Source organism: Nocardia sp. 2TAF39 (assembly GCF_052114905.1).
GTDB lineage: Bacteria > Actinomycetota > Actinomycetes > Mycobacteriales > Mycobacteriaceae > Nocardia.
This window is the reverse complement of sequence record NZ_JBFRFQ010000040.1, coordinates 21,807-45,934: the sequence shown is the minus strand read 5'-3', so window position 1 is coordinate 45,934 and position 24,128 is coordinate 21,807. Positions and strand designations below refer to the sequence as shown.

Genomic DNA, 24,128 nt, shown 5'->3' with positions numbered 1-24,128 from the left:
GTGGCACACCGCGGAATTACGGTACGGGGAAGTCGCGCACCGCACGGTCGCAGCGAGTGGCCTGGGCGCGGATCGCGCCGACCAGTTCCGGTGGACCGGTCAGCAGGGTGAAATCGATGTCGACCGAGGTGATCATCCAGACCAGCCCTTCTGGGGACTCGCCGCCGACGTACAGCCGGCAGCTTCGGTCGTCGACGGCCTCCACGACACCCATGCCGGGCCATACGCTGTCGGCGGCGTCCTCGGCGGAACTGTGCAGCAGCACCGTCGCCTGATAGGGCCACGAGCGGGCGGACAATCGCATCGAAAGATACGTGGCCACATCACCTTCCGGCGGTTCGCGCGGCGAGAACCGGGGCCCCGTGGGGATTCGCGGCGTGATCCGGTCGGCACGAAAGGTGCGCCAGTCGGCGCGGTCCACATCCCAGGCGACCAGGTACCAGTGCCTGCTGAAATGCACCAGGGTGTGCGGCTCGACCGAGCGGACGCTGGACGCGCCGCTGTGCGCGCGATAGTCGAACCGCAGGCGTTCGTGCCGATCACACGCCTCCGCGATGGCCATCAGCGTGTCCGGCGGCACGGTCGCGCCGGGCGCGGCGACGCGCAGGGTGGCGCCGCGCAGCGTGCGGACCCGGTGGCGCAACCGCGGCGGAAGCACCTGCTCCAATTTCGTCAGCGCCCGCAGCGATGCCTCCTCGATGCCGGTCACGGTGCCACCGGAGGCGCTGCGCAGGCCGACCGCCACCGCGACCGCCTCGTCGTCGTCGAGCAGCAGCGGCGGCAGCGCGGCGCCCGCGCCGAGCCGATAACCCGCGGCGCCCCGGGTGGCGTGCACCGGGTAGCCGAGTTCGCGCAGCCGGTCGATATCGCGGCGCACTGTGCGTCCGGTGACGCCGAGCCGTTCGGCCAGTTCGGCGCCGGTCCAGTCGCGATGGGTCTGCAGCAGGCCCAGCAGTTTGAGCAATCGCGCCGAGGTTTCCAGCATGACGTCCAGAATGCCAGGACGTTAGGAACAAAACTGTCCTAAGCGGTTCCTAACCTGGTCGCCATGAGCACCGAACAGGACATCCACCCCTTCCGCATCGACATCCCGCAGGACCGGATCGACGATCTGCACCACCGGCTCGCGAATACGCTGTGGCCGGACGACCTGCCCGGTGTCGGCTGGGACAAGGGCATGCGCGTGTCGTATCTGCGGCCGCTGGCCGAATATTGGCACACCGAATTCGATTGGCGCGCGACGGAATCCCGGCTGAACGAGCTGCCGCAGTTCGCCACCGAGATCGATGGGCAGCAGGTGCATTTCCTGCATGTCCGGTCGCCGGAGTCGGATGCGCTGCCGTTGCTGCTCAATCATGGCTGGCCGGCCTCGTTCGTCGAGTTCCTGGACGTGATCGGACCGCTGAGCGATCCGCGTGCGCACGGTGGCGACCCGGCCGACGCCTTCCACCTGGTGATCCCTTCGCTGCCCGGTTTCGCGTTCTCCGAGGTGGCAACCGCCGTCGGGGCGGGCGCGACCGAGCAGTTCGCGGAAGTGGTCGCGAAACTCATGGCGCGACTCGGTTACGACCGCTATGGCGTGCACGGTGGCGACGCAGGTTTCTTCGTCGCGAGCCGGCTGGGCCACATCGCGGGCGAGCACCTCGCCGGGATCCACGTGAACGGGCCGATCACCATCCCAGGATGGGACAGCGGCGACGCCGAACCCTGTGGTGGCGCGGACGAATCCACGACCGCAGGCGAATCGTTTCGGGGCGATGGCGAATCCGAGTACAGCCCCGAGGACCAGGCGAAGCTGGCGGCACTGACCGGCCCGGAAGGCCATTCCCGCTATGACTACGCCATGGTGCAATCCACGCGGCCGCAGACGCTGGCGATCGGCGTGCACGACTCGCCCGCGGGGCTGCTGTCCTGGATCACCGACCTGTTCCGGCAGTACACGAATCCGGCGATCGAACTGCCCGAGGACGCGGTGGGCCGGGACGCGCTGCTGACCAACATCAGCCTCTACTGGTTCACCGGGACCTTTGCCTCGTCGCTTCGGCTCTACAGCGAGTCCGCGGCGTGGGGCGCGACGCTGCAGAAGTCCGGCGTGCCGACCGCGGCGGCGATCTTCCCCGGGAGCATGTCCATCCGCAAGCTGGCCGAGAACGAGCACAACATCGTCCGGTGGACCGAATTCGACCGCGGCGGGCATTTCGCGGCGATGGAGGCGCCGGATCTGCTGACCGTGGACGTGCGGGAGTTCTTCCGGTCGCTGCGCTGACCGCTCGGGTGTTCCGCCGCCGCCCGGGTGCCCGCCCAGGGCGGCAGCGGTCTACGCGCCGGAGTAGCGGGCGTGCATGGCCGCGGCCGTGGCCGCGAGCCGGGCGCGCAATTCGGCAGGTTCGAGGACCTCCAGGAATTCACCGAGCGGCAGAATGCCGTGTGCGAGCACCTCGTAGGACTCCGAGGGCACCATCACCTCCACCCACCCTTCGGCATCGGGCGGGCCCGCTGACGCCATCGCCTCCGCGACCGCGACCGGATCGTTCATCAGTCGCAGCAGCCGCAGATGCGTGGCCGCGATCCGGCAGCGCGCGCGGACGCGCAGCATCGAGTGTGCGAAATCGTCGGCGGCGTCGGACCAGTGCGCCCGCAGGTCGAAGTCCGCGGGACGGACGAAGATCTCGGCGGTCGGCTCGGCCGCGAGAATCCGGCCCACCCGGTAGGAGCGGACCTTCGATCCGCCGCGTGCGACGAGGTACCAGGTGCCCGCCTTCAAGACCAGGCCGAGCGGGTCGAGGTGGCGTTCGACAACCTTGTCCTTGCGGCCGTAGCGCACGTGCAGCCTGCGGTCGTGCCAGAGCGCGTCGGCGACGGTGGCGAGCGTCGGTGTCTCGTCGGGCTGGTGGAACCAGCCCGGTGCGTCGACGTGCACGCGCTCGGCGATGCGCGTCGCACGCCCGCGCAGTTCGGGCGGCAATGCGGCGAGCATCTTCAGTTGCGCGGTGGCCAGCACCGTGCCGAGCCCGAGATCTGCTGCGGCAGTGGGTAATCCGGCCAGCAGCACCGCGTCGGCCTCCGCGGTGGTGAGTCCGGTCAGCCGGGTCCGGTAGCCGTCTACCAGTTGCACGCCGCCCCTGCGGCCCGGCTCGCTGTAGACCGGTACGCCGGCTGCCGAGAGCGCCTCGACGTCCCGGTAGACGGTGCGTACCGACACTTCCAGTTCCTCGGCCAGTTCCGGCGCGGTGGTGCGGCCCCGCGTTTGCAGCAGCAACAGCAGCTGCACCAGTCGACTCGCCCGCATGTCGCGAGACTAGCCGGAAAACCTGACAGAAGATGTCATGAATACGCCGTACCGTCGTCGCCATGACCACTTGGAGCGCATTCGTCGAAGAAGCCCCCCGCGTCGCCGAGATCTTCACCCGCAGGCACCGGGCCGCGGGCAATCTCTGCATGCTCGGCACCCTCCGTTCCGACGGATTCCCGCGGATCAGTCCGATCGAGCCGAGCGTCTTCGAGGGGATGCTCGTGATCGCCGGTATGCCGGGGACGACCAAGTTCCGTGATCTGGCGCGTGATCCGCGGTTCTGCCTGCACACCGCCACCGTCGACACGAATGTGTCCGACGGTGACGCCAAGCTCTTCGGCACCGTCGTCGACCTTCCGGACAAGGACGTGCACGCCCGCTTCGCCCAGAAACTCTTCGACGACAGCGGGTTCGACATCCGGGGCCAGGAGTTCGACCACTTCTACGTCGCCGATCTCATCGGCGCTTCGACGGTGGAAGTCGTCGACAACCACCTCGACGTCACCATCTGGAAGCCGGGCGAGGGTGAGCGCGTGGTGCGTAAACACTGAGGTACGGTGCCCGACTCGCGGCGGCCACCGCAGCGCGTGCGAGGACTGGCACCTGGAGGACAACCTGACCTTCCTGCAACAGGCAGGTTTGCTGAGTAGCGGGTCGTTGTCCGCTGCGCCCGATCGCAGGGAGAACCGCTCGCCGTCGGCCTCACCCGTTCGAGCGACGACTGTCCAGATGGCGCAAAGAACGGAATGCATTGTGCCGCTATCAGTTCGACTCGCTCCCGCCGACCTCGGTTCGGCGACGGGCGAGGAAGTCCCGTTCGGCGGCGTTCTCGGTGCGCCAGTGCCAGCTCGTCCACCATCCGTAGTTCCGGTACCGCCGTCACGGCGTCACGCGGGAGCAAAGTGGAGTTCTGCCAGGGCAGCGGCGCGGTCGCGGTGCGGGAGGCGACGAACTTCTCGGTCTTGTCCAGCACGTCGCTGATCGGGTTGCCGACCTGTCGCGGCCAGTACCCGGCGAAATCCTCGTAAGTGCGTCTGCCGAACAGCAGCGCGCCGCGGTGCGCGGCCATGTGCCTGCCCATCACCTCGGCCTGTACCGGATCGTTGTAGCGGTGGGCCCAGCCCGACGCGGCGATGGTGGCCGCGCCGGACGGCCGATTCGTGGTCACCACCGACATGCTCGTGCAGGATCGGCCTTTCCGGCCCGTGCGCGAATCCGTCCCTGGTGTCCTCGTCCGTCCGTCCGGGAGCCTGCATGACACCGTCCAGGGTCAGGTGCTCCACCGCGATGATCTTGCTCATGTCCGCTCCTTCGTGGGGCCGGCCTGGTGCCGGCTTCACCTCCTACCCGAACGGATTCCCGGGAGATCGACAGCGGCGACCGAACTTTGTGCGGCACTGCTCGGCGGATTCCCAGCGGGTGTCCTCCCCGCGAGCGCCCCTCATCACGAGAATGCCGACCATCGGACGTCCATACCGAGTTGTCGCGGGCCGTCCGGCCGTTGTCTCAGTCGGGTCGGGTGATGGTGCGAATCTCGCGGTAGCTCGGAACCTCGGTGGTGACAGGCGTGCTGTCGCGCGCCGCGCGCGCGACGTCGACGGCTGCGGCCAGGGCAGCGCGGTACAGCAGCGAGCCGGTACTGATCCGGCGGACACCGAGCTCTGCGAGCGTCGCGATCGACGGCCCGGTCGCCGAGTAGAGGATGTTGACGGGCACGGGTATCACGGTGACCAACCGGCCGATCTCTTCCGGATCGGCCAGGCCGGGGACGAAGATGCCGTCGGCTCCGGCGGCGATGTACCGCTCGGCGCGGGCGAGGGTCGCACTGTGTTCGAGGTTCAACCAGTAGGTGTCGACGCGGGCATTGACGAACAGCTCCGGCGAACATGCCTTGATCGCGGAGATCAGCTCGGCCTGATGTTTTGGTTCGGCCAGCGCGGTGTCCGCCCGGCCGTCCTCCAGATTCACTCCGGCGATACCGAATTCGGCCAGCCGTCCGACGTATTCGGCGACCGTAGCCGGACGGTCGCTGAACCCACCCTCGATGTCGACGGTCACCGGCACCGGCAGCCTGGCGAGCCGTCGCGCCAACGTGAGGGTTTCGTCGCCGGTGACCCCGGTGCCGTCGGCGAGCCCCGCCGCGGCCGCCACCCCGAGGCTGGTGGTGCCGATCGCTGGGAACCCTTCGGCCGCAAGCATTGCCGCGGAACCGAAGTCCCAGGCATTCGGCAGAACGAGCGGCTCGGCGCGGCAATGCAGCGCATGGAATGTCTCGGCTCTGGTCATCGACGGCTGCCCGCCGCCGCGCGGGCGTGCGCACTCGCCTCGGCAGGCGAGAGCCGCCCCAACTCGGCTTGCACCAATGCCCGCCGCTGATGCTGCGCCTCGTCGCAGAACTGGGCGACGTGCACGCGCACCCACGTCATACCGGTCGAGGTCGACGGAACCCCGAGCACCGCACGCACTTGCTCGGGCTCGCTGATCAATGGGCATGTCCGCGTCATACCGCGACGCTATCCCGCGATCATTTCGGCGCCTGCCGAAACAACTGTGCACGATCATGGTGTGGTGCCGACCAGAGGAGCCGAACTGGCGGGCCTGGCCACGTTGCTCGCCGACCGAACCCGCGCCGACATGTGCCTCGCCCTGATAGACGGCCAGGCCTGGACCGCGGGCGAACTCGCGCGCCACGCCGGTGTCGCGCCGTCCACCGCCACCGAGCACCTGGACCGCCTGCTCGACGGCGGCCTGCTGATCGAACGCCGCCAGGGCCGCCACCGCTACGTCCAGCTGGCCGGCCCGCACGTCGCGGAACTCTTGGAGACCATGGTCGCCCATCTCGGCCCGCCCGGCGCCGCGGTGACCGGACTGCGCACCGTCAGCGTTGCCGCCGCGCTCGCCCGTGGCCGCACCTGCTACGACCACCTCGCAGGTCGTCTCGGCGTCGCCGTCACCGGGGCCATGATCGCGCGCGGCCTGCTCGACGACGACGGCGGTTTCGTGCTCACCGCGACGGGGCTTGCCTGGCTCACCGGCCCGATAGGCGTCGATCCGGCGGCGCTGCGCGCCACTCGGCGTCCGGTCGTACGCCCCTGCCTCGACTGGACCGAGCGCCGCACCCACCTGGGCGGCTCGGCGGGCGCGCAGCTGTGCCGCCGGTTGCGGGACTTGGCCTGGATCACGCGCGTCGGCACCGGACGTGCCGTGCGCGTCACCCCGGAAGGTGAAGCCGGGCTGGCGGACGCACTCGGCATCGACCCGGCGGCGCTGCGCTGAGCCGGCGCAGGTTGCTGCTGTGCCGGGCTCGACATACCGCCGCAGGGCCGATTCGTACGGGCGACAGGGACCCACCGGGGTGCGGCGTCCGGCGCGACGGTAAGCCGGCATCCGATGCGCCGGCGGGGTGGGTACTCCGCCGCCGGAGGTGCTCGATGCCGTGCTCCCGGCGTCGTCCGGTGCTTTGTGGCGGGCTGTTTGGGGAACCCCGGGCCGGGTATCACGGGCGCGTGGCCGACCAGGACGGACCCCGGTCTGTGAATGAGATTGCATAGTCATGCATAATCATCACATGGTTGCTTCCTCGGATATGCCCAACCCGCCCGGACCCGTCGTGCGGGTCGCGGTGGCTGGTGCGAGCGGATACGCGGGCGGCGAAGTGCTGCGCCTGCTTCTCGGGCATCCGGCCTACCGAACCGGGCGCCTCGTCATCGGGGCGCTGACCGCGGGATCGAACGCAGGAGCCACGCTGGGGGAGTTGCAGCCGCATCTGCTGCCGCTTGCCGATCGGATACTCGCGCCGACCACGGCGGATGAGCTGGCCGGACATGACGTGGTCTTTCTCGGCTTGCCGCACGGCCGGTCCGCGGTCATCGCCGAGGAGCTGCCCGAGTCGACGGTGATCATCGACTGCGGTGCCGATTTCCGCCTCACCGACCCGGAAACGTGGGAGAAGTACTACGGCAGCCCGCACGCGGGGACCTGGCCCTACGGTCTGCCCGAGCTGCCCGGCGGCCGGGACAAGCTGCGCGGCGCGCACCGGATCGCGGTTCCCGGGTGCTACCCGACCGTGGCCAGCCTCGCGCTGGCCCCCGCCGTGGCGGCGGGCATCGTCGAGCCCGCCGTGCATGTGGTCGCGGTCAGCGGCACCTCCGGTGCGGGCCGCAAGCTGGACGTGGCGCTGCTCGGTACCGAGGTGATGGGCTCGGCGCGGGCCTACGGCATCGCGGGCGCGCACCGGCACACCCCGGAGATCGCGCAGAACCTGACGGCGGCGGCCGGCACGGACGTGGCCGTATCGTTCACCCCGGTGCTCGCGCCGATGCCGCGCGGCATTCTCGCCACCTGTACCGCACCCACCCGTGTCGACGCCACGCAGGCGCGCGCCGTCTACGAAAAGGCCTATGCCGACGAGCCTTTCGTGCACCTGCTGCCGGAAGGCGCACTGCCGCAGACCGGTTCGGTACTCGGTTCGAACGCCGTCACGCTGCAGGTGGCGGTGGACGCCGACGCGGGCCTGCTGGTCGTGATCGGCGCGATCGACAACTTGACCAAGGGCACCGCGGGCGCCGCGGTGCAATCGATGAACCTGGCCGTCGGATTCGACGAGACCGCAGGACTTTCCACCGTAGGAGTGGCACCGTGACGACAACCGCTGGGACATCGACCGAGAGCGCGGGCGGCAAGCTGGTGCGCAACCAGGGCGTCACGGCCCCGCTCGGCTTCCGTGCGGCGGGCATCGCCGCGGGCATCAAGGCCAACGGCAAGCCGGATCTGGCGCTGGTGTTCAACGAAGGCCCCGAATACGCGGCCGCGGGCGTGTTCACCAGCAACAAGGTCAAGGCGGCTCCGGTGCTGTGGTCGCAGCAGGTGCTGACCAGCAAGCGGTTGCGCGCGGTGATCCTGAACTCCGGCGGCGCCAACGCCTGCACCGGGTCCGCCGGATTTCAGGACACGCACAGAACCGCCGAGGAACTCGCCGCCGCGCTGAGCAATTGGGGTACCGAGACCGGCGCGGGTGAGATCGCCGTCTGCTCGACCGGACTCATCGGCGACCGCCTGCCGATGGACAAGCTGATTCCCGCCGTCACCGAGATCGTGCACGAGATGGGCGGTGGCCTCTCCGGTGGTTCGGACGCCGCGTACGCGATCATGACCACCGACACCGTGCCCAAAGAGGCGGCCTACCACCACCGCGACAAATGGAACGTCGGCGGCATGGCCAAAGGGGCGGGCATGCTGGCCCCCGCGCTGGCGACCATGCTGGTGGTGCTGACCACCGACGCCGCGGTCACCGCGGACCAGCTCGACCACGCCCTGCGCAACGCCACCGGGCGTACCTTCGACCGGCTCGACGTGGACGGCTCCTGCTCCACCAACGACACCGTGCTGTTGCTGGCCAACGGCGCCAGCGAGGTCACCCCGAGCCAGGCGGAACTCGATGCCGCCGTACTCGCGGTCTGCGACGACCTGGCCGCCCAACTGATGGCCGACGCCGAGGGCGTCACCAAGCGGGTGCTGGTCACCGTCGCGGGCGCGGTCAGCGAGGACGAGGCGGTGGCCGCTGCGCGAACCGTCGCCCGTGACAGCCTGGTCAAGACGGCGCTGTTCGGCTCCGACCCGAACTGGGGCCGGGTGCTCGCCGCGGTCGGCATGGCGCCGGTCACCCTCGACCCGAACCGGATCTCGGTGTCGTTCAACGGGAACCCGGTGTGCGTCGACGGCGTCGGTGCGCCGGGCGCCCGCGAGGTGGACCTGTCCGGGGCCGACATCGAGGTGCTGATCGAGCTGAACGTCGGCGCCGCGCGCGCGAGCATCCGCACCACGGACCTCTCGCACGGCTACGTCGAAGAGAACTCGGCCTACAGCTCATGACCAGTCAGGTGCTGCACACGCTCTCGGCGCTGGACAAGGCGCACGTCCTGGCCGACGCGCTGCCGTGGCTGCAGAGGTTCCGGGACAAGATCGTCGTGGTGAAGTACGGCGGCAACGCCATGGTCGACGAGGAACTCAAGCGGGCCTTCGCCGCCGACATGGCTTTTCTGCGCACGGTCGGCGTGCACCCGGTGGTGGTGCACGGGGGCGGACCGCAGATCAGCGCGATGCTGAAAAAGCTCGGCATGGACGGGGAATTCCGCGGCGGCTTCCGGGTGACCACACCCGAGGTGATGGACGTGGTGCGGATGGTGCTGTTCGGTCAGGTCGGCCGCGAACTGGTCGGGTTGATCAACGCGCACGGCCCGTACGCGGTCGGCACCTCCGGTGAGGATGCGGGGCTGTTCACCGCGACCCGCCGCACCGTCGACGTGGACGGCGAGCCGACCGACATCGGCTTGGTCGGCGACGTCACCGCGGTGAACCCGGACGCCGTGCTCGACCTGATCGGCGCAGGCCGGATCCCGGTGGTATCGACGATCGCGCCGGATGCCGACGGCGTTGTGCACAACATCAACGCCGACACCGCCGCCGCCGCGCTCGCCGAGGGGATCGGGGCCGAGAAACTGGTGATCCTCACCGACGTCGAGGGCCTGTACACGAACTGGCCGGACCGGTCGTCGCTCGCGACGCGCATCGACACGGCCGAACTGACGGAGTTGCTCCCCAGCCTGGATACGGGCATGGTGCCCAAGATGGAAGCCTGCCTGCGCGCCGTGCAAGCCGGGGTGCCGACCGCCCACGTGATCGACGGTCGCGTCCCGCACGCCGTGCTGCTGGAACTGTTCACCGGAGAAGGAATCGGAACGATGGTGACGCCCGCCCCGAACGGGTCGCGGCCACTGGACGGAACGAAACAATGACGACAGCTGAACTGCAGAAGCGGTGGTCCGCCGCGCTGATGAACAACTACGGCACCCCGAAGGTCGCGCTGGTGCGCGGCGCAGGCGCAGTGGTCTACGACGCGGATGGGAACCGCTATATCGATTTTCTCGGGGGCATCGCGGTCAACAGCCTCGGGCACGCGCACCCGGCGATCCTGGCGGCGGTCACCCAGCAACTCGGCACGCTCGGGCACGTCTCGAATCTGTATGCCAGCGAGCCGGTCATCGAGCTGGCCGAGCGGTTGCTCGCGCACTTCGGCGACGGCGAGGGCCGGGCGTTCTTCTGCAACTCCGGCACCGAGGCCGTCGAGGCGGCGTTCAAGATCGCACGGTTGACCGGGCGGCGCAAGATCATCGCTTGCGACGAGGCGTTCCACGGCCGCACCATGGGGGCGCTCGCCCTCACCGGGCAACCGTCCAAGCGGACGCCGTTCGAGCCGATGCCCCCGGGCGTCGTGCACGTGCCCTACGGTGACGCCGCGGCGCTGGACGCCGTGGTAGACGAGGACACCGCCGCGGTGTTCCTGGAGCCGATGATGGGTGAGAGCGGCGTGGTGGTTCCGCCGTTCGACTACTTGGCCAAGGCGCGCGAGATCACCGCGCGCCACGGAGCGCTGCTGGTGCTCGATGAGGTGCAGACCGGCATCGGCCGGACCGGGACGTTCTACGCGCACCAAGCCGTCGGCATCGTGCCGGACGTGATCACCCTGGCCAAGGGCCTCGGCGGGGGGCTCCCGATCGGCGCGGTGCTGGCAAACGGCCGGGCGGCCGAACTGCTCACGCCGGGCCTGCACGGCACCACCTTCGGCGGCAACCCGGTGTGCGCAGCGGCCGCCCTCGCGGTGCTGCGCACGATCGACGACACCGATCTGCTGTCGCATGTACAGTCCGTCGGCAAGCGGCTCAGCGACGGCATCGAACTGCTGGAGCACCCACTGGTCGACCGGGTGCGCGGGGCGGGCCTGCTGCTGGGCATAGTGCTCACCGATGACCTGTCGGCGCAGGTCGAGGCGCGGGCCCGGGCGGCGGGATACCTGGTGAATCCGGCCAAGCCCGACGTGATCCGGCTCGCTCCGCCGCTGGTGCTCACCGAGACCCAGGCCGACAATTTCGTCGCCGACCTGCCGGAGATCTTGGACGGCGCGCTAGCGGACGCGAAAGGGGTTGCGGCGCAATGAACTCCGGATCCTTGCGGCATTTCCTGCGGGACGACGACGTCAGCCCGGCCGAGCAGGCCGAAATCCTCGCGCTCGCGGCCGAACTCAAGAAGGCACCGTTCTCCCGGCGCCCCCTGGCGGGTCCGCGCGGCGTCGGCGTGATCTTCGAGAAGAATTCCACCCGCACCCGGTTCTCCTTCGAGATGGGCATCGCCCAGCTCGGCGGGCACGCGGTGGTCGTCGACGGTCGCGACACCCAGCTGGGTAGGGAGGAGACGCTCGGCGACACCGGTCGCGTGCTGTCGCGCTATGTCGACGCTATCGTGTGGCGCACCTTCGAGCAGGTCCGGCTGGACGAGATGGCCGCCAGCGCAACGGTCCCGGTGGTGAACGCGCTGTCCAACGAATTCCATCCATGTCAGGTGCTCGCGGATCTACAGACCCTTGCCGAGCGCAAGGGCGACCTGACCGGCCGCAACCTCACCTACTTCGGCGACGGCGCCAACAATATGGCGCACTCGCTGCTGCTCGGCGGTGTCACCGCGGGTTTGAACGTGACCATCGCCGCGCCCGCCGGTTTCGAGCCGCTGCCCTGGATCGTGGAGGCCGCGCGCAAGCGGGCCGCCGACACCGGTGCCACCATTACGCTGACCGGTGATCCGGTCGCCGCCGCCGAGGGCGCCGACGCGCTGGTCACCGACACCTGGACGTCCATGGGACAGGAGAACGACGGTCTGGACCGGGTCGGCCCGTTCCGGCCGTTCCAGCTCAACGCCGATCTGCTCGCGCACGCGCAGCCGGACGCCGTTGTGCTGCATTGCCTTCCCGCGCACCGCGGCGAGGAGGTCACCGACGAGGTGCTGGACGGTCCGCACAGCGTGGTGTGGGACGAGGCGGAAAACCGGCTGCACGCGCAGAAGGCGCTGCTGGTCTGGCTGTTGGAGCGACGACAGGGGAGCGCGGCGTGAGCGAATGCAGCGAGCGAACCATGGTCACAACCGAGTATCGCTCGGTTGTGACCGAGCCGAGCGTCGTCGAGGTGCCGTCGTGAGTGTCTCGCAGTCGGAGTCCGGCAAGGGCGGTGCCGCGATCGCACGCACCAGGGCCGGGCGGCAGTCGCGCATCGTCGAGCTGCTGTCCGCGCACGCGGTGCGGAGCCAGACGGAGCTGGCGACGCTGCTCGCTGCCGAGGGTATCGAGATTACTCAGGCGACGCTGTCGCGCGATCTGGACGAACTGGGTGCGGTGAAATTGCGTGCCGCCGATGGCGGCGCCGGCGTCTATGTCGTTCCCGAGGACGGCAGCCCCGTCCGCGGCGTGATCGGCGGCACCGACCGGCTGTCGAAGCTGCTCGGCGACCTCCTGGTCTCCACCGATGCCAGCGGCAACATCGCCGTCCTGCGCACCCCGCCGGGCGCCGCCCACTTCCTGGCCAGCGCCCTCGACCGCGCCGCCCTGCCCTTCATCGTCGGCACCATCGCGGGCGATGACACCATTGCTGTGATCGCACGCGAGCCGCTGACCGGCGCCGAGCTGGCCGCGAAGATCGAACGGCTCGCCTGAACTCCCCCGCCTTGCTCCTGCGCCGCTCCGCGCCTTCAGGCCGTACGAGTCGGGTGGCGCAGGGCATGCGTTCAGGTCCTGCGTTGGGTGCCGCTCGAGTTCTGGGTACCAGGTGAGTTACCCATGTTCTTGCGAGATCAGTTGTTGCGTTCGCACGGCGAGGGGATCGGCACTGTGGGGGAATGCCCGGCGTTCTCGCGCGTGCTGAGCAGGCCCGGGAACCTCGTTCCTGCCTGGTCCCAAACAGTGGGTATCCGTACAGGTTCGGGATTCGCCCCGGGTTCGGCCGTGCTCGCGGACCCATCCGGACTGGTCCACCGGGGACGCGGCATGGGCGCGGGCAACCATTGCGAGCGCGGAGGCGGTGGCTGTGCGAGGGTGTAACCGTGGCTGTTGGCCCAGCGTTGGGACGTCGCCACCCGATTATGAATGGGCTTGCATCGTCATGCATAATCATTTGTAGGACGGTGCGGGCCGCTGTGGCGGGATGCAGGTCCGTACCACGCAGACGAGCACCGAAAACCGAGGAGCACACAGAACATGTCCGAGCGCGTCGTACTCGCCTACTCCGGTGGGCTGGACACCTCCGTGGCGATCAGCTGGATCGGCAAGGAGACCGGTGCCGAGGTGGTGGCCGTGGCGATCGACCTCGGCCAGGGTGGCGAGGACATGAACGTGGTGCGTCAGCGAGCGCTGGACTGCGGCGCCGTCGAGGCGATCGTGGTCGACGCCCGTGACGAGTTCGCCACCGAGTACTGCCTGCCCACCATCCAGGCCAACGCCCTGTACATGGGTGAGTACCCGCTGGTTTCGGCGATCAGCCGCCCGCTGATCGTCAAGCACCTGGTCGAGGCCGCCAAGTTCCACGGGGCGAGCACCGTTGCGCACGGCTGCACCGGCAAAGGCAACGACCAGGTTCGCTTCGAGGTCGGCATCGGCGCGCTCGCGCCCGACCTGAACGTGATCGCCCCGGTCCGCGACTACGCATGGACCAGGGAGAAGGCCATTGCCTTCGCCGAGGAGAACACGCTGCCGATCAATGTCACCAAGAAATCCCCGTTCTCGATCGACCAGAACGTCTGGGGCCGTGCCGTCGAGACCGGCTTCCTCGAGGACCTGTGGAACGCTCCGACCAAGGACGTCTACGACTACACCTCCGACCCGACCGTCAACTTCGAGGCGCCGGACGAGCTCATCGTCACCTTCGACAAAGGTGTGCCGGTGGCCATCGACGGCCGCCAGGTCAGCGTGCTCGAGGCGATCGTCGAACTGAACCACCGCGCGGGCCGCCAAGGCGTCGGCCGCCTCGACATGGTCGAGGACCGGCTGGTCGGCATCAAGAGCCGCGAGATCTATGAGGCGCCGGGCGCCATCGCGCTGATCACCGCCCACCAGGCCCTCGAAAATGTCACCATCGAGCGTGAGCTGGGTCGCTACAAGCGGCAGGTCGAGCAGCGCTGGGGCGAGCTGGCCTACGACGGCCTGTGGTTCTCCCCGCTCAAGCGGGCGCTGGACGCCTTCATCGGCGACACCCAGCAGCATGTCTCCGGCGACATCCGGATGGTCCTGCACGGCGGCTCCGCCGTGGTCAACGGCCGCCGCTCCGAGCAGTCGCTCTACGACTTCAACCTGGCCACCTACGACGAGGGCGACACCTTCGACCAGTCGCTGGCCAAGGGCTTCGTGCAGATCCACGGCCTGTCCTCCAAGGTCGCCGCCCGCCGCGACCTGAGCCAGAAGTAGCCCCCCGCGCGCCGGTGCACGGACGCGCACCGGCGCGCTGTCGGCTACCGCCGCAGTCGTAGTCTTGGAGTCGGACGATTCGGTGTGCGTCTGGTCGGGGCTGCGAGTACGCCACCACGGGACAGACACTACGTTTCGCGCAGAGGCGCAAGCCCACTGTTCCTGGGCACGACCGCACTGTTCTCGACGGGCGGAAACGGCGGGCGGAAACGGCGGGGCCGATAGCCGCCACACGAACGCAACAACTGATCTCGCAAGAACATGGGTAACTCACAGAACCCGAGGGGCACCCGATGCGGGACCTGAACGCAAATCCTCATCACCCAACTAGCACGGCCTGAAGGCTCGGAGAGGCGGACCAGTGACGCAGAGCGGCAGCACGAACCAGGGTGCGCTCTGGGGCGGGCGATTCGCCTCCGGGCCCGCCGAGGCAATGGCCGCGCTGAGCAAGTCGACACATTTCGACTGGGCTCTGGCCCCGTACGACATCCGCGCGTCGAAAGCACACGCGCGGGTGCTGCACAAGGCGGGGCTGCTCTCCGACGGCGACCTGTCGGGGATGCTGGCCGGGCTGGATCGGCTTGCGGCGGACGTGGATTCGGGTGTGTTCCGGCCCGCCGACTCGGACGAGGACGTGCACGGTGCGCTGGAGCGTGGGCTGATCGAGCGGGTGGGCGCCGATCTCGGCGGCAGGCTGCGTGCGGGCCGCTCGCGCAACGACCAGGTGGCCACCTTGTTCCGGATGTGGTTGCGCGACGGTGCGCGCCGGGTCGCGGCGGGTGTGCTCGCGGTGGTCGATGCGTTGGTCGACCAGGCCGCGGCGCACCCGGACGCGGTGATGCCGGGCAAGACGCACCTGCAGGCCGCCCAGCCGGTGCTGCTGGCCCACCATCTACTCGCCCACGCCCACCCGCTGCTGCGCGACCTGGACCGGCTGCGCGACTTCGACAAGCGGGCGGCGGTGTCGCCCTACGGTTCCGGCGCGCTGGCGGGATCCTCGCTCGGGCTCGACCCGGAGGCGATCGCCGCGGACCTGGATTTCGACGCTGCCGCCGCCAACTCGATCGACGCCACCTCGGCGCGGGATTTCGCCGCAGAGGCCGCCTTTGTGCTCGCCATGATCGGCGTAGATCTGAGCCGGATGGCCGAGGAAGTGATCCTCTGGAGTACACCGGAATTCGGCTACCTCACCCTGGCCGACGCGTGGTCCACCGGCTCTTCGATCATGCCGCAGAAGAAGAACCCGGACGTCTCCGAGCTCACCCGCGGCAAGGCGGGCAGGCTGATCGGAAACCTCACCGGACTGCTGGCCACCCTCAAGGCGCAGCCCCTGGCCTACAACCGTGACCTGCAGGAGGACAAGGAGCCCTTGTTCGATTCGGTCGCGCAGCTCGAGCTGCTGCTCCCGGCCATCGCGGGCCTGGTCTCGACGCTGACCTTCCACACCGATCGCATGGCCGAACTCGCCCCTGCCGGTTTCACCCTTGCCACCGACATCGCCGAATGGCTTGTCCGCCAGGGTGTTCCGTTCCGCGTCGCGCACGAGGCGGCGGGCGCCTGCGTGCGTACCGCCGAATCCCGCGGCGTCGGCCTCGACGAACTCACCGACGAGGAGTTCGCCGCCATCGACCCCGCGCTCACCGGAAAGGTGCGTGAGGTCCTGACCGTGCAGGGCTCCATCGCCTCTCGGGACGCCCGAGGCGGAACCGCGGGCGTGCAGGTCGCGTCGCAGCTCGAGGAGGTGCGCCGGGCGGCGGTCGAAGCACGCGCTTGGCTGGGCTGACCCAGCGAGGCCGTGCGGATCCGGCGCTCGGAGCGAATGCCCTGTTCCCGAATGAGTTCGAGTCGATCGGTCCTACCAGGTGATGGTGATGTCGGCTCCACTGAACAACAGATCGCTCCGCCGCGCGGTGCGACCCGCCTCCGGTACGAGCTCGGCCTCCGGCGCGAGCTCGCGCAGCTGCCGGAGGAACACCTCGACGGCGAGCGTGGCCATGCTCTTGCCCGGGCAGACATGCCTTCCGAATCCGAAGGTCAACGGCAGCTTGCCGGTTCCCTGCAGATTCAGGCAGTCGGGAAACGCCTCCGGGTCGCGGTTGGCCGCGGCGAACATCACCAGCACCGGTCCCGCGGGGAGTCGAGTGCCGCTCCCCAGGACGACCGGTGTCTCGACGCGACGTTTCCACGCCACGAGTCCTGGGTCGAGCTGGAGGATCTTCGCGGCGACCCGTCCGGACCCGTCCGGGTCGGCGAGCAGATCCCACCACGCCCGATCCGGGTCTGCGAGCAACCGCTGCACCCCTTGCTGGATGCTGCCGCTCACGGTGTGCACACCGGCGGCGAGCGAATTCGCCATGGCCGACACGGCGATTCGGTGGGATAATCCTGCATCGCGAAGCCTGCGTGCGAATCCGGTCGCCTCGCTGCCGCGGCCCTCCCGGACCGCCCGGCTGCTCACGGTGAACAACCATCCGAGTGCGCCAACCGCCTCGGCCAATTCGCGACCGCGCATGACGCGGCCGAGTAGTCCCGATTGCGCGCCGCTCCACGTCGCGACATGTGGCCAGTCCGACTCGGGCAACCCCAGGGCCGCACCGCACGTCCGTGCGGCGTACGTGATCGACAATGCCGTGACGTCGAGGTGGGTACCGGGCCGGTAGCCCGAATCGCGCACCGCGTCGTGGAAGTGCTCGACCATAGCGGCGGCACGGCGCGGCCGGTCGCCGGGGGAGATCGTGAAGTGCCCCGAAGGACCGGCCATGGTGTTCCACACACGCTTGTGCAGGTGGTCGTCGGTCAAGTTGGCGGTCGCCTTGGCGGGCGGCGGAACCAGGTGCCGGATGAAATGCGGAATGGCACGGGGAGTTGCCGCGATCCGCGCGTAACCCACCAACGGATCCAGCGAATTCGCGTTGGACAACCCGGGCGTGGTCGCGTCCAGCACCTCGCGCACGTCGGCGTACTTCCAGATCATGCGTAGTCCGGACGGGTGCCGATAGGTCGGCTCCGGCCATTCGTGCAGTTGTCGATAGCGTTCGTCGCGTTCCGCGAAGGATATTTCGTTGCAGGTCAATGTTTCAAAGGGAAACTCAACCACCGCAACGTTCTGACTGCCGCTCATTTGCCAGATCGTATGCTCGACCGTAGCCCCGGTCGGACTGGTCTTCCCCACCTTGGGGAGCTACGTGCCGTCCGACGCAGGGGATCGCTCTGTGTGCTGCGCGGTACCGGTTACGCTGCGGCGATGACCTTGTTGCTGCTTGCGTTGGCCATCGCCTCCGAGGTGACCGCGACCGTTTCGCTGAAGCTCTCCGACGGGTTCAGCAAGCTCATGCCCTCGTTCGTGGTGGTCGTCGGCTACGGCGCGGCGTTCTTCTTCCTTTCCCAGGCGTTGAAGCGCGGCATGGCGATCGGGGTGGCGTACGGTATCTGGTCGGCGGTCGGTGTCGCCGCGATCGCGGCGATCGGCGTGCTGTTCTTGGACGAGCGGTTGACCCTGGTGCAGGTCGGCGGAATCGGGCTGGTGATCGTCGGAGTGCTGGCGCTGGAACTCGGCGGCGCACACTGACATTCGGCCCGGCTGCGAATATCGTATGCGTCGGCTCGCCGTGCCTTTTGTTCGTTGTTTTCCCGGCCGTAAAGAATGGTCGCGCAGGGCGGCTCCGTTGCGCCCTTGCACTTTTCCGAATACGTCCCGTGGGATGAGCCGGCGAACGTACCATCGGGCAATGGATTGGACGTTCGCTCAGCGGATTTTAGGTGGATGTGTCCGATGACCTCGGACGATTCCGAAAAACGGGCCGAGTCGACCGGCGAATCCGCGGTCGTGTTGGAAGCCGTCGGACTGGTGAAGCGCTATGGCGGCGTGGAGGCGTTGCGGGGCGCCAATTTTCAGGTGCGCGCGGGGGAGGTCGTCGCGTTGATCGGCGACAACGGCGCCGGGAAATCGACCTTGGTGAAATGTCTTTCCGGTGCCGAGCAACCGGATGCCGGAACCATCGTGCTCGACGGCGCTCCGGTCGAGTTGAATTCGCCGACGGCCGCACGAAAACTCGGCGTGGAAACCGTCTATCAGGATCTCGCCGTCGCGCCGGACCTCGACCCCGCCGCGAATCTGTTCCTCGGAAGGGAACTCGTCCGCCCCGGGCTCCTGGGCAAGCTCGGCATGCTGGACAAGGCCGCGATGCGAGCCCGAGCGATCGAACACTTCGGTCGCCTCGGGGTGTCCCTGCAGAGCGCCGACGTCCCGATCGGCGCGCTCTCCGGCGGACAGCGTCAGAGCGTCGCCGTGGCGAGGGCGGTGCTCTGGGCGAGCAGGGTCGTATTCATGGACGAGCCGACCGCGGCACTGGGTGTCGTGCAGCGCGAGCGCGTCCTCGACGTCATCCGCCGGGTCCGCGACCAGGGCGTCGCGGTAGTCCTGATCAGCCACAACATGCCGGAGGTTCGTGCGGTCGCGGACCGCGTCGAGGTGCTGCGGCTCGGCAAGCGGGTGGCTCGGTTCGCCGCCGATGCCACGCTGGAGCAGTTGGTCGGCGCCATGACCGGCGCACTGTCCCACGAGGATGCGGCATGAGGGATATCGAGGCCGTCGCACCGGCCGAACGCACGGTCCTGCAGCGACTGCTGGGCGCCAGCACGGTGTGGATCGGCGTCGTGCTGGTGGTTCTGTGCGTGGTGTTCAGCCTCATCCGGCCCGACGCCTTCCCCACCCGGTTCACCGTGCAGACTCTGCTGATCGAAACGTCGGTGCTGCTGGTGCTTTCGGTCGGTATGACCTTCGTGATCATCACCTCCGGCATCGACCTCTCGGTCGGGACGGTGCTGATCTTCGCAGGTGTGCTCGGCGCGAAATCCATGGAGTGGTTGAGCCCGCACGAGGACGCCACCGGCGCGGGCTGGGGCGTCATCGCGGTCGGGTTGCTGTTGTCGGTCGCCGGCGGCGGATTCTGGGGCCTGCTGAACGGCCTTCTGGTGGCCAAGGCCGGGATTCCGCCGCTGATCGTCACGCTCGGTTCCTTCGGCGCGGCGCTGGGTGCGGCCCAGCTGATCACCGGCGGCGTGGACACCAGGACCGTGCCCGAAAAGTTGCGCGATTCATTGGGTTTCGGCACGTCGCTGGGGGGAGTGCCGAACCTGGTACTGGTCGCGACCGCCGTGACGGTGCTGGCCGCCTGGGTCCTGCACACTACGCGCTTCGGTCGCTACACCTATGCGATCGGCTCCAATCAGGAGGCCGCCCGCCGCTCCGGGATCGCGCTGGCCCGGCATCTGGTGCTCGTGTATCTGCTCACCGGGTTGCTGGCCGGACTTGCCGGATTCATGAACCTGGCCTACTTCGGCACCACCACCATCGGCGGACACGGCACCGACAACCTGGACGCCATCGCGGGCGTGGTGATCGGCGGGACAAGCCTTTTCGGCGGTGTCGGCTCGATCGTGGGCACTGTCATCGGCGTATTCATCCCGTCGGTGCTGAAGAAAGGCTTCGTTATCGCGCAGGTGCCGGTGTTCTGGCAGCCGATCGCGGTGAGCGTCGTCCTGGTCGCCGCGGTCTGGTTCGACCAAGCCCGTCGCAGGGCGCGGGACCGGAAGTAGAAGTTCCTCGACAACAGAAAACAGTATCGGAGGTGCCGGATGCGGGTGGCGAAGCGGAATGCGGTCGTGATCGGCGCGCTGGTCGTGATCGGCGCGCTGGTGGTGGGTTGCGGTGGGGAGGTGAGCAATTCGGGCGGCGACAACAAGCGGCTGGTGCTGATCCCCGGCGTCGCCGACGAGCCGTTCTACATCTCCATGCAATGCGGCGCGCAGGATGAGGCCGCGAAGCTCGGCTACCGCCTCGACACCCAGGCCCCGACGAAATTCGACGCCGGAGCGCAGACTCCGGTGCTTACCGGTGTGGTGGCCACCAAACCCGGCGGCATCCTGATCGCGCCGACGCACGCCACCGCCATGGCCAATCCGCTACGGCAGGCCAAGGCCGTCGGCATCAAGATCGTCGAGGTGGACACCGCGATGGACGACACGTCCATCGCGGTGTCGTCGATCTCGTCGGACAACAGCAAGGGCGGTGCGCTCGCGGCCGCGACGCTGGCGAAGCTGGTCGAGCAGAAGGGTCCGGTTCTGGTGATCAACACCAAGGCGGGCACTTCCACCACCGATGAGCGGGCGCAGGGCTTCGAAGAGGCGATCAAGAGCTATCCGGGCATCACCTCGCTCGGTGTGCAATACAACAACAACGATGCGGCGCAGGCGGCGTCGATCGTCACCGCGACGCTCGCCGCACACCCCGATCTGGCGGGTGTGTTCGCCACCAATTTGAGTTCGGCGGAGGGCGCGGCGACCGGACTGCGCAACGCCAACAAGCTCGGACAGGTGAAGCTCGTCGGTTTCGACGCGAGCCCGAAGCAGGTCGAGGATTTGAAAGCCGGTACCGTACAAGCGCTCATCGCCCAGGACCCGGCGGGGATCGGCGCCGAAGGCGTCGACCAGGCGGTCGCCGCCCTCGAGGGCAAGCCGGTCACCAGGAACATTCAGACCGCGATGATCGCGATCACTCATGTCGACATGGACGCCAACGCCAGGTACTTCTATAAGCGCACATGCTGACTGCCTGATGAGGGAACGTGCCGACCGGAAGCGCCGCGCGCTCCAGTCGGCACATGCGATCGGTCGGCATCGTCACCGGGGCCAGCGATGTGGCATCCATCGGCGCGGTCGGACGAACTACGCCCCGAAATCAGTTGTTCGCCGCCGGCGTGGGCGCCGTGCGGTTTCTGCTCGGACATTGTCGAGGATGTCTTCGGGGACGAATTCGATGATGTCTTCGCGTGAGGTGACGTTCAGTTTCTGCAGGATCGCGGTCATCTGTGCGTCGATGGTTCTGACGGAGTTTCCGCGGCGCGCGGCGATCGCGGCATTGGTCCACCGGGCCGCAGCTAGTATCGCGACCTCGTGCTCGGCGGTGGTCAACTCGTTCCAGTACGGCGAGGCGGCTCCGCCTGCCCGAGGGGATACTGCCGGAGTGTTGATGGACAGTGTGCCCATCGCGAGTTGTTGCACCTCGTCGAGTTCGGGACGCAGCCGTGATCCTTGGGTTTCCGCTGCCGTGAACGCCTCGGGGCCGAGTGTCCGACGGGCCACGGCGACGGCTTCGTCAGCTGCATCGGCAAAGGGCCCCAGCGTTTCGAGGCGGATGCCGAACTTGGCTTGTTGCGTTCTGGTTCCTCCCGCGAGTTGCGCGATCTCGGTGGCCCATGTGGTGAGCGCGTCGCGGTCGGGGTTCCCGGCGGCGATGGCGTCGGTGATGCATTGTGCCAATGACCAAGCCCGAAACTGGACCGCCCAGAATCTCCCCCAGGGATCACGGGCGGGCAGCTGGTGTGTCAGTGCCTGCCGTTCGAAGTCCAATGCCGCGGTGGGATTGCCGTGTCTGGTCAAAGTGAGCGCCCAAGCCAGCTGAGCCCAGGACTTCACCCACAAAGCACCCGAAGCGTTCGCGTCGTCGAGGTGATGTCGTGCGATCTGATGAGCTTGTTGCGCGGTTCCGAGTACACCCGCCGCCAGTGCCGCCCACAAGTCAGCCATTACGGCGGCGCCATAGTTGTCGAGGCGATGCCACTTTTCGCGGGCTCGTATCAGAACAGTGATAGCTCGTGCATCACCGTGGGCCAGCAGCAATTCAATGCCCCACGCAAATTCGACGACCGCGGGCAGGCCGATATCGGTCTCGGCGGTCAGTCGCCAGTTCCGTCTACTGTGAGCGTCCGGGATGCAGGCGGTGACACAGTCCTCTAGCATCCGTTCGGCGTCCGCGGGCTCGCCCTGGCACAGGGTGAGCCATACGATCATCGCCATCGCCCCGATCTGGAGTTCGGCGGGTTGCGGGTCCAACACCCGAGTGGCCTGCAAGGAGCGTATGGTCCACCGCCGCAACTCGCGTAATGGACCTTTCATGAAGGGAAATCGCAGGGTGAGCAGCCCGGAGCAGATCTCCAATCCGACTGCTGATTCGCCGGGTGTGGTGATGCTGGTGTCGATAGCGGTGAGGATGTTGTCCCACGCCGCGCGAGCCCAGTCCAGCAGGTCGTGTTCCGCGGGACCCAGCCAGTTGGCTGCGGCGTACGCGACTTTGTCGCGGTAGTAGTGGCGGTGTCGTTCGGCCAGTCGTGCCGATTCGTCGGCTCGAGCGGTGGAGTGTTGCTCGAGCTGTCGCCGAGCGAATATCCGAAGACTTTCGAGTAGCGAGTACCGGACTGTGGTCGGCGTGAAATGCGCTGTGACCAGCGACCGATCGACGAGGCGATCGAGCAGACCCTCGATCTCTTCTCTCGCCAGGCTCAGTGCCCCATCACCGGAAAGTGCCGCGGGGTCGTCGTCGTCTCCCGGTTTACGGTCTTCTCCGGGTTGCCGGTCGTCGGCGCAGATGCCTTCGATCGCGTCGAGTTCTGCTCCCACATCGAGGGAAGCGCCGCCGTGGTCGTCTTCGGGATTGGTGTCGTATCCCGCGGCGAATACCGACATGCGCTCGAACAGCAGGCGTTCCTTGTCGGTGCACAGGTCATAGGACCAGGCGATCACATCCCCGACTCCTCGATGTCGGGGATCGGCTCCTACGCTGGGCCCGGGCGACCATCGCATACGTTTGTCGTCGGATTCGCCACCGCTGAGGTCTCTGAGGATCGCCGCCAACGGTTGGCGCACCAGTCGTGCCGCGGCCAGTCGGATGTACAGCGGATGATTCTGCATGTGCCGGCAGATCAGGCTTGCTGTGCCGATCTGGTCGGCGCCGGTGACAGGGTGACCGGTGAGCTCGGATCGTTGCCGGAACAACGTCAGAGCCTGTCGGTGCGACAACGGCGGCACGACCGTCAGATGCTCATCGACCCACCCGATCGGTTCACGGCTGGTCGCCAGAATGCTCAACCCCGGCACTGCCTCCAATAGCCGGGCTATAACGGCACCAGCACCGGCCAGGACATGCTCGCAATTGTCCACCACCAATATCGACTGCTGGTATCGCCCCACTGCGTCTTTTTCGGTGAATGTGTCGACAAGTGCCTCCCAGACCGATCGCCCGGAGAAATCCGGACCGATCACCGACTGGGCGATTTCTTCCTCGACCGCGGAGGCATCCGAATCCTTGGGCAGACGTGCCAGCCGGGCCCAATGCACCGACATATGCCTGGACATTTGGTAACGGCCGACAGCCTGCACTGCCAGTCTGGTTTTCCCGATACCACCCGAACCGATCAAGGTGATCAACCTCGTCGAATGCACCAACATGAGGATGATCTTGTCCAGCTCATCCTCACGACCCACGAAATCACTTGCTGCCCATGCCCGATTATGGGCGAGCTCACCAGGCGTTACCGGCACGACGCCAAGAATAGTCTTCCCCCGCAGTCTGTCCAGGTAGCGAGAGCCGGAATATCTGACACAGGTCTGGATGCTGACGATCGACATCGCACGGCGCGGCAACCCCTCCGAGGGTCGGTTCTGCACCCGGTCGTCAACGGCACCCGCTACCTCTGGCGCCTGATACCTACGACGCGGCGG

22 protein-coding genes are annotated in these 24,128 nt (G+C 68.0%); 15 read left to right on the top strand and 7 right to left on the bottom strand.

The genetic code is table 11. The features are described 5' to 3' along the window. Nucleotides 1-16: 16 nt before the first annotated feature. Complete coding sequence (locus AB4Z47_RS22750) at nt 17-985, bottom strand: helix-turn-helix transcriptional regulator (protein ID WP_441953339.1); 969 nt, start codon at nt 983-985, stop codon at nt 17-19. Nucleotides 986-1,048: 63 nt separating this feature from the next. Here AB4Z47_RS22750 and AB4Z47_RS22745 point away from each other — a divergent pair, with 63 nt between their 5' ends. Beyond that, the gene (locus AB4Z47_RS22745; RefSeq protein WP_441953338.1) at nt 1,049-2,266 is read left to right on the top strand and encodes an epoxide hydrolase family protein; all 1,218 of its coding nucleotides are present in this window, start codon (nt 1,049-1,051) and stop codon (nt 2,264-2,266) included. Nucleotides 2,267-2,317: 51 nt separating this feature from the next. On the opposite strand, the gene AB4Z47_RS22740 is transcribed toward AB4Z47_RS22745, so the two are convergent. Further along, nucleotides 2,318-3,289, bottom strand: a complete 972-nt coding sequence (locus tag AB4Z47_RS22740) for a helix-turn-helix transcriptional regulator (RefSeq protein ID WP_441953337.1) — start codon at nt 3,287-3,289, stop codon at nt 2,318-2,320. Nucleotides 3,290-3,351: 62 nt separating this feature from the next. Here AB4Z47_RS22740 and AB4Z47_RS22735 point away from each other — a divergent pair, with 62 nt between their 5' ends. Further along, the gene (locus AB4Z47_RS22735) at nt 3,352-3,843 is read left to right on the top strand and encodes a pyridoxamine 5'-phosphate oxidase family protein (protein ID WP_441953336.1); all 492 of its coding nucleotides are present in this window, start codon (nt 3,352-3,354) and stop codon (nt 3,841-3,843) included. Between the two features lie 336 nt (nt 3,844-4,179). Here the strand turns inward: AB4Z47_RS22735 and AB4Z47_RS22730 are convergent, their stop codons facing one another. From AB4Z47_RS22730 to AB4Z47_RS22720, 3 genes are all read right to left on the bottom strand, one after another. Next, nucleotides 4,180-4,593 (bottom strand): hypothetical protein, encoded by a 414-nt coding sequence (locus AB4Z47_RS22730; protein WP_441953364.1) that lies wholly within the window; start codon nt 4,591-4,593, stop codon nt 4,180-4,182. A gap of 205 nt (nt 4,594-4,798) precedes the next feature. Then, entirely contained in the window at nt 4,799-5,578 is a 780-nt protein-coding gene (locus AB4Z47_RS22725; protein WP_441953335.1) for an isocitrate lyase/PEP mutase family protein, read from the bottom strand. Then, entirely contained in the window at nt 5,575-5,796 is a 222-nt protein-coding gene (locus AB4Z47_RS22720) for a hypothetical protein (protein ID WP_441953334.1), read from the bottom strand. The genes AB4Z47_RS22725 and AB4Z47_RS22720 overlap by 4 nt, the downstream gene beginning before the upstream one ends. Nucleotides 5,797-5,860: 64 nt before the next feature. Between AB4Z47_RS22720 and AB4Z47_RS22715 the strand changes: the two genes are divergently transcribed. The 9 genes from AB4Z47_RS22715 to argH all read left to right on the top strand — a co-directional run bounded on the left by AB4Z47_RS22715 (nt 5,861) and on the right by argH (nt 16,353). Continuing rightward, nucleotides 5,861-6,568: an ArsR/SmtB family transcription factor gene (locus AB4Z47_RS22715; RefSeq protein WP_441953333.1), complete on the top strand. Its 708-nt coding sequence runs from the start codon at nt 5,861-5,863 to the stop codon at nt 6,566-6,568. A 292-nt stretch (nt 6,569-6,860) separates the two neighbouring features. Further along, nucleotides 6,861-7,934 carry an N-acetyl-gamma-glutamyl-phosphate reductase gene (argC, locus tag AB4Z47_RS22710; RefSeq protein WP_441953332.1) on the top strand — a complete coding sequence of 358 codons (1,074 nt, stop codon included), beginning with the start codon at nt 6,861-6,863 and terminating at the stop codon, nt 7,932-7,934. Continuing rightward, nucleotides 7,931-9,163, top strand: coding sequence for a bifunctional glutamate N-acetyltransferase/amino-acid acetyltransferase ArgJ (gene argJ / locus AB4Z47_RS22705; protein WP_441953331.1), 1,233 nt, complete (start codon nt 7,931-7,933; stop codon nt 9,161-9,163). Before argC ends, argJ begins: the two co-directional genes overlap by 4 nt. Continuing rightward, entirely contained in the window at nt 9,160-10,086 is a 927-nt protein-coding gene (gene argB / locus AB4Z47_RS22700; RefSeq protein WP_441953330.1) for an acetylglutamate kinase, read from the top strand. The genes argJ and argB overlap by 4 nt, the downstream gene beginning before the upstream one ends. Continuing rightward, a complete protein-coding gene (locus AB4Z47_RS22695) occupies nt 10,083-11,285 on the top strand; it encodes an acetylornithine transaminase (RefSeq protein ID WP_441953329.1) in 1,203 nt (400 codons plus the stop codon). The genes argB and AB4Z47_RS22695 overlap by 4 nt, the downstream gene beginning before the upstream one ends. Then, on the top strand, nt 11,282-12,232 hold the full coding sequence (gene argF, locus AB4Z47_RS22690; RefSeq protein ID WP_441953328.1) for an ornithine carbamoyltransferase: 951 nt from the start codon (nt 11,282-11,284) through the stop codon (nt 12,230-12,232). Before AB4Z47_RS22695 ends, argF begins: the two co-directional genes overlap by 4 nt. Before the next feature lie 79 nt (nt 12,233-12,311). Next, nucleotides 12,312-12,827, top strand: coding sequence for an arginine repressor (locus AB4Z47_RS22685; protein ID WP_441953327.1), 516 nt, complete (start codon nt 12,312-12,314; stop codon nt 12,825-12,827). Between the two features lie 540 nt (nt 12,828-13,367). Further along, on the top strand, nt 13,368-14,570 hold the full coding sequence (locus AB4Z47_RS22680) for an argininosuccinate synthase (protein WP_441953326.1): 1,203 nt from the start codon (nt 13,368-13,370) through the stop codon (nt 14,568-14,570). Between the two features lie 361 nt (nt 14,571-14,931). Beyond that, nucleotides 14,932-16,353: an argininosuccinate lyase gene (argH, locus tag AB4Z47_RS22675; RefSeq protein ID WP_441953325.1), complete on the top strand. Its 1,422-nt coding sequence runs from the start codon at nt 14,932-14,934 to the stop codon at nt 16,351-16,353. A gap of 72 nt (nt 16,354-16,425) precedes the next feature. Here argH and AB4Z47_RS22670 read toward each other — a convergent pair whose 3' ends face one another. Continuing rightward, a complete protein-coding gene (locus AB4Z47_RS22670) occupies nt 16,426-17,691 on the bottom strand; it encodes a hypothetical protein (RefSeq protein ID WP_441953324.1) in 1,266 nt (421 codons plus the stop codon). Nucleotides 17,692-17,814: 123 nt separating this feature from the next. Between AB4Z47_RS22670 and AB4Z47_RS22665 the strand changes: the two genes are divergently transcribed. The 4 genes from AB4Z47_RS22665 to AB4Z47_RS22650 all read left to right on the top strand — a co-directional run bounded on the left by AB4Z47_RS22665 (nt 17,815) and on the right by AB4Z47_RS22650 (nt 21,179). Continuing rightward, nucleotides 17,815-18,138 carry a DMT family transporter gene (locus AB4Z47_RS22665; RefSeq protein WP_441953323.1) on the top strand — a complete coding sequence of 108 codons (324 nt, stop codon included), beginning with the start codon at nt 17,815-17,817 and terminating at the stop codon, nt 18,136-18,138. 204 nt (nt 18,139-18,342) lie between these two features. Next, on the top strand, nt 18,343-19,146 hold the full coding sequence (locus AB4Z47_RS22660; RefSeq protein WP_441953322.1) for an ATP-binding cassette domain-containing protein: 804 nt from the start codon (nt 18,343-18,345) through the stop codon (nt 19,144-19,146). Beyond that, nucleotides 19,143-20,168 carry an ABC transporter permease gene (locus AB4Z47_RS22655; protein ID WP_441953321.1) on the top strand — a complete coding sequence of 342 codons (1,026 nt, stop codon included), beginning with the start codon at nt 19,143-19,145 and terminating at the stop codon, nt 20,166-20,168. Before AB4Z47_RS22660 ends, AB4Z47_RS22655 begins: the two co-directional genes overlap by 4 nt. A 39-nt stretch (nt 20,169-20,207) precedes the next feature. After that, nucleotides 20,208-21,179, top strand: coding sequence for an ABC transporter substrate-binding protein (locus tag AB4Z47_RS22650; RefSeq protein ID WP_441953320.1), 972 nt, complete (start codon nt 20,208-20,210; stop codon nt 21,177-21,179). Nucleotides 21,180-21,296: 117 nt separating this feature from the next. Here the strand turns inward: AB4Z47_RS22650 and AB4Z47_RS22645 are convergent, their stop codons facing one another. Continuing rightward, nucleotides 21,297-23,948, bottom strand: a complete 2,652-nt coding sequence (locus AB4Z47_RS22645; protein ID WP_441953319.1) for a hypothetical protein — start codon at nt 23,946-23,948, stop codon at nt 21,297-21,299. Nucleotides 23,949-24,128: the final 180 nt, after the last annotated feature.

What these genes read in the sequence shown, in the direction of transcription:
- AB4Z47_RS22750 (WP_441953339.1), bottom strand. Translation starts at nt 985, where the DNA reads ATGCTGGAAACCTCGGCGCGATTGCTCAAACTGCTGGGCCTGCTGCAG.
- AB4Z47_RS22745 (WP_441953338.1), top strand. Translation starts at nt 1,049, where the DNA reads ATGAGCACCGAACAGGACATCCACCCCTTCCGCATCGACATCCCGCAG.
- AB4Z47_RS22740 (WP_441953337.1), bottom strand. Translation starts at nt 3,289, where the DNA reads ATGCGGGCGAGTCGACTGGTGCAGCTGCTGTTGCTGCTGCAAACGCGG.
- AB4Z47_RS22735 (WP_441953336.1), top strand. Translation starts at nt 3,352, where the DNA reads ATGACCACTTGGAGCGCATTCGTCGAAGAAGCCCCCCGCGTCGCCGAG.
- AB4Z47_RS22730 (WP_441953364.1), bottom strand. Translation starts at nt 4,593, where the DNA reads ATGAGCAAGATCATCGCGGTGGAGCACCTGACCCTGGACGGTGTCATG.
- AB4Z47_RS22725 (WP_441953335.1), bottom strand. Translation starts at nt 5,578, where the DNA reads ATGACCAGAGCCGAGACATTCCATGCGCTGCATTGCCGCGCCGAGCCG.
- AB4Z47_RS22720 (WP_441953334.1), bottom strand. Translation starts at nt 5,796, where the DNA reads ATGACGCGGACATGCCCATTGATCAGCGAGCCCGAGCAAGTGCGTGCG.
- argC (WP_441953332.1), top strand. Translation starts at nt 6,861, where the DNA reads ATGGTTGCTTCCTCGGATATGCCCAACCCGCCCGGACCCGTCGTGCGG.
- argB (WP_441953330.1), top strand. Translation starts at nt 9,160, where the DNA reads ATGACCAGTCAGGTGCTGCACACGCTCTCGGCGCTGGACAAGGCGCAC.
- AB4Z47_RS22695 (WP_441953329.1), top strand. Translation starts at nt 10,083, where the DNA reads ATGACGACAGCTGAACTGCAGAAGCGGTGGTCCGCCGCGCTGATGAAC.
- argF (WP_441953328.1), top strand. Translation starts at nt 11,282, where the DNA reads ATGAACTCCGGATCCTTGCGGCATTTCCTGCGGGACGACGACGTCAGC.
- AB4Z47_RS22680 (WP_441953326.1), top strand. Translation starts at nt 13,368, where the DNA reads ATGTCCGAGCGCGTCGTACTCGCCTACTCCGGTGGGCTGGACACCTCC.
- AB4Z47_RS22670 (WP_441953324.1), bottom strand. Translation starts at nt 17,691, where the DNA reads ATGAGCGGCAGTCAGAACGTTGCGGTGGTTGAGTTTCCCTTTGAAACA.
- AB4Z47_RS22665 (WP_441953323.1), top strand. Translation starts at nt 17,815, where the DNA reads ATGACCTTGTTGCTGCTTGCGTTGGCCATCGCCTCCGAGGTGACCGCG.
- AB4Z47_RS22660 (WP_441953322.1), top strand. Translation starts at nt 18,343, where the DNA reads ATGACCTCGGACGATTCCGAAAAACGGGCCGAGTCGACCGGCGAATCC.
- AB4Z47_RS22655 (WP_441953321.1), top strand. Translation starts at nt 19,143, where the DNA reads ATGAGGGATATCGAGGCCGTCGCACCGGCCGAACGCACGGTCCTGCAG.
- AB4Z47_RS22650 (WP_441953320.1), top strand. Translation starts at nt 20,208, where the DNA reads ATGCGGGTGGCGAAGCGGAATGCGGTCGTGATCGGCGCGCTGGTCGTG.